Source organism: Arsenicicoccus sp. UBA7492 (assembly GCF_002479615.1).
GTDB classification, from domain to species: domain Bacteria; phylum Actinomycetota; class Actinomycetes; order Actinomycetales; family Dermatophilaceae; genus Arsenicicoccus; species Arsenicicoccus bolidensis.
This window is the reverse complement of record NZ_DLOE01000001.1, coordinates 1-3809: the sequence shown is the minus strand read 5'-3', so window position 1 is coordinate 3809 and position 3809 is coordinate 1. Positions and strand designations below refer to the sequence as shown.

The 3809-nt window shown below is 71.4% G+C and carries 3 protein-coding genes; all 3 read left to right on the top strand.

The window, feature by feature from the left end; translation table 11 throughout:
* Positions 1 to 90: 90 nt before the first annotated feature.
* From efeU to efeB, 3 genes are read left to right on the top strand one after another with little or no spacing between them, the layout of a single operon-like run.
* Positions 91 to 963: an iron uptake transporter permease EfeU gene (efeU, locus tag B4E97_RS00015; protein ID WP_286958201.1), complete on the top strand. Its 873-nt coding sequence runs from the start codon at positions 91 to 93 to the stop codon at positions 961 to 963.
* Positions 960 to 2138 carry an iron uptake system protein EfeO gene (gene efeO, locus B4E97_RS00010; RefSeq protein ID WP_286958206.1) on the top strand — a complete coding sequence of 393 codons (1179 nt, stop codon included), beginning with the start codon at positions 960 to 962 and terminating at the stop codon, positions 2136 to 2138. The genes efeU and efeO overlap by 4 nt, the downstream gene beginning before the upstream one ends.
* Positions 2138 to 3439 carry an iron uptake transporter deferrochelatase/peroxidase subunit gene (gene efeB / locus B4E97_RS00005; protein WP_286958205.1) on the top strand — a complete coding sequence of 434 codons (1302 nt, stop codon included), beginning with the start codon at positions 2138 to 2140 and terminating at the stop codon, positions 3437 to 3439. The genes efeO and efeB overlap by 1 nt, the downstream gene beginning before the upstream one ends.
* Positions 3440 to 3809: the final 370 nt, after the last annotated feature.

Here is a 3809-nt window from a genome sequence, read left to right as displayed (position 1 = left end):
GGGGTGTGGGGGAGATCATGTTGCTCGCGTGGTGAGCGTCACCTAAGTTAGGAGGGCCTCACTCACGTCGACCAGGAATCGTAGGCTGCCATGCTCGCCAACTACCTCATCGGGCTGCGTGAGGGACTGGAGGCGTCGCTGGTCGTCGTCATCCTCGTCGCCTACCTCGTGAAGTCGGGACGCCAGCACCTGCTCGGGCGCATCTGGGCGGGAGTCGCGGCGGCGATCGCCATCTCCCTCGCCTTCGGCGCGCTGCTCACCTTCGGCCCCAAGGGCCTGACCTTCGAGGCGCAGGAGGCCATCGGCGGCGGGCTGTCCATCGTGGCGGTGGGGTTCGTGACCTGGATGATCTTTTGGATGGCGCGGCACAGCCGTGCCCTGTCCGGCGAGCTCAAGGGGGCGGTCGACCGGGCCGTCGAGGGCGCCCGCGGAGGCCTCGTGCTGGTCGCCATGCTGGCCGTCGGCCGCGAGGGTCTCGAGACCGCGCTGTTCCTGTGGGCGGCCACGCAGGCCGCGGCCCGCGACAACGCCTCCACCACGGCACCGCTGGTCGGCGCCCTCCTCGGCCTGCTGACCGCCGTCGCGCTCGGCGTCGGCGTCTACCGGGGAGCACTCAAGCTCGACCTCGGCGCGTTCTTCCGCTGGACCGGCGCCTTCCTCGTCATCATCGCCGGCGGGGTCCTGGCGTATGCCGTCCACGACCTGCAGGAGGCGCGCATCCTGCCCGGCCTGCACACCCTCGCGTTCGACGTGTCCGGCACGATCGAGCCCAGCTCGTGGGTCGCCACGCTGCTCAAGGGCGTCTTCAACTTCTCTCCCGCGATGACCGTGCTCGAGGTCGCCGCGTGGGTGCTCTACGTCCTCCCCGTCATGGCGTTGTTCGCCGCGCGGGTCCGTCGCCCCAAGCCCCCGGCCCCGCGTGACAGCGCGGCGTCCGGCATACGTAAAGGAGCTCATGCATGACCCGCCTCGCCGCCACCGGCGCGACCCTCGCGATCGCCGCGCTCGCGCTGACTGCCTGCACCGACAACTCCGCCACCACCTCCTCCGGGGGCGGGACGCAGGCCGGCGCGGGCAAGGGCACCCTGACGGTCACCTCCACCGACACCGAGTGCCAGGTCTCCGCGGCCGAGGCCCCCTCGGGCACCGTGAAGTTCACGGTCACCAACGCCGGCTCCAAGGTCACCGAGTTCTACCTCCTGGCCGAGGACGGCCTGCGCATCGTCGCCGAGGTCGAGAACATCGGGCCCGGCCTCACCCGCGACCTCGTGCTGAAGGCCGCGCCCGGCACGTACAAGACGGCGTGCAAGCCGGGCATGGTCGGCGACGGCATCCGGCACGACTTCACCGTCACCGACTCGGGCGCGGACCTGTCCGCCCAGGGCGCCGACAAGGAGCTCGTCGCGACCGCCAACACGCAGTACGCGTCCTACGTCAAGGACCAGACCGAGCAGCTCCTCACCGGCACCAAGGCGTTCGCCGCGGCCTACAAGGCCGGTGACACGGCCAAGGCCAAGGAGCTCTACGCCCCCACCCGCGTCCACTGGGAGCGGATCGAGCCGGTGGCCGAGTCCTTCGGCGACCTCGACCCGATGATGGACGCGCGCGAGGCCGACCTCGAGCCGGGCCAGAAGTGGACCGGCTGGCACGTCGCCGAGAAGGACCTCTGGCCGCCGAAGACCGGCTACACGGCCCAGACCGCCGTCCAGCGTGCGGCGATCGCGGACCAGCTGGTCAAGGACACCGAGACGCTCTACCAGCGCACCCGGTCCATGCAGTTCACCGCTGACCAGATCGGCAACGGCGCCAAGGGCCTGCTCGACGAGGTCGCGACCGGCAAGGTCACCGGCGAGGAGGAGATCTGGAGCCACACCGACCTGTGGGACTTCCAGGCCAACGTCGACGGGGCCCGCGTCGCGTGGGAGGGCCTGCGCCCGATCCTCAAGAAGAAGGACGCCGCGCTGGACTCCCAGCTGCAGCTGAAGTTCTCGGCCCTGCAGAAGCTCCTCGACCAGCACAAGGTCGGCAAGGGCTTCAAGACCTACGACCAGCTCTCCAAGGAGGAGGTGAAGGCGCTGTCGGACGCGGTCAACGCGCTCTCCGAGCCGCTGTCCAAGCTGACTGCCGCCGTCATCTGATGCCCGAGTCCCTGTCTCGTCGTGGACTTCTCGGCTGGGGAGCCGCCTCGGCCGCGGTCGGTGCGGTCGGCTTCGCCGGCGGTATGGCGACCGCCAACGCCTCCGAGGGTGACGGCGACGGCCGTGGTGACGGCGACGGCACGGCGGGCGACGCGAAGGCCGTTGCCTCCGACAGCGTCTCGTTCTACGGCGCGCACCAGGCGGGGATCGTCACGCCCGCCCAGGACCGGCTGCACTTCGCGGCGTTCGACGTCACGACGACCTCCCGCGAGGACCTCGTCGCCCTGCTGACCGCCTGGACCGCGGCGGCCGCCGAGATGACGGCGGGTCGGCCGGTGGGTGGGGACCCGACGTCATACAGCGCGCCCCCCAACGACTCCGGCGAGGCGGACGGTCTGTCGGCCTCGAGGCTGACGCTGACCTTCGGCTTCGGGCCGACCCTGTTCCGGGACGCCGCCGGCAAGGATCGGTTCGGGCTCGCGGCGCGGCAACCCGCTGCGCTGCAACGCCTTCCGCACTTCCCCGCGGACGCGCTCGACCCCGCGCGCAGCGACGGTGACCTGTGCGTGCAGGCCTGCGCCGACGACCCGCAGGTGGCCGTGCACGCCATCCGCAACCTCGCGCGCATCGGGTTCGGCGTCGTGTCGCTGCGCTGGTCGCAGCTGGGCTACGGCCGCACCTCGTCGACGTCGACGGCGCAGGCGACCCCGCGAAACCTGTTCGGCTTCAAGGACGGCACGGCCAACCTCAAGGCCGAGGACCCGTCCGCGCTCGACGCCCACCTGTGGGTCGGCGCCAAGGACGACGCCAAGGCGCCGTGGATGGCCGGTGGCTCCTACCTCGTCGCCCGCCGCATCGCGATGAACCTCGAGACGTGGGACCGCTCCTCGTTGCGCGAGCAGGAGGCGATCATCGGCCGCGACCGCCGCGAGGGCGCGCCCCTGTCCGGCGGGAAGGAGTTCACCGCACCGGACTTCACCATCAAGGGGCGGGAGGGCCAGCCGCTGGTCGCCGCGAACTCCCATGTCGCGATGGCGCATCCGACGCGCAACGGTGGCGTGCAGATGCTGCGCCGCGGCTACAACTACACCGACGGCTCCGACGACCTCGGGCGCATGGACGCCGGGCTGTTCTTCATCGCCTACGTCCGCAACCCCGCCAAGCAGTACATCCCGATGCAGACCCGCATGGCCAAGCAGGACGCCCTCCAGGAGTACCTCCAGCACCGCGGGTCGGCGTTGTTCGCCATACCGCCTGGTGCCAAGGAGGGCGAGCACATCGGCCAGGCACTCTTCGCCTAGACCCGTCACGAAGTGGCCCGTCGGGGCGGACGGTGCGCCGAGGTCGCAGCTCTCCCGACACGAAGTGACCCGTCGGGTCGGGTGGGGCCCCGAGGGCGCAGCTCTCCCGACGCAAAGTGACCCGTCGGGTCGGGTGGGGCCCCGAGGCAGCGGGGCTCCCGACACGAAGTGACCCGTCGGGTCGGGTGGGGCCCCGAGGCAGCGGGGCTCCTGACAGGAAGTGGCCCGTCGGGGCGGACGGTGCGCCGAGGTCGCAGCTCTCCCGACACGAAGTGACCCGTCGGGTCGGGTGGGGCCCCGAGGGCGCAGCTCTCCCGACGCAAAGTGACCCGCCGGGTCGGGTGGGGCCCCGAGGAGGCGGGCTCCCGAC

What these genes read in the sequence shown, in the direction of transcription:
- efeU (WP_286958201.1), top strand. Translation starts at nt 91, where the DNA reads ATGCTCGCCAACTACCTCATCGGGCTGCGTGAGGGACTGGAGGCGTCG.
- efeO (WP_286958206.1), top strand. Translation starts at nt 960, where the DNA reads ATGACCCGCCTCGCCGCCACCGGCGCGACCCTCGCGATCGCCGCGCTC.
- efeB (WP_286958205.1), top strand. Translation starts at nt 2,138, where the DNA reads ATGCCCGAGTCCCTGTCTCGTCGTGGACTTCTCGGCTGGGGAGCCGCC.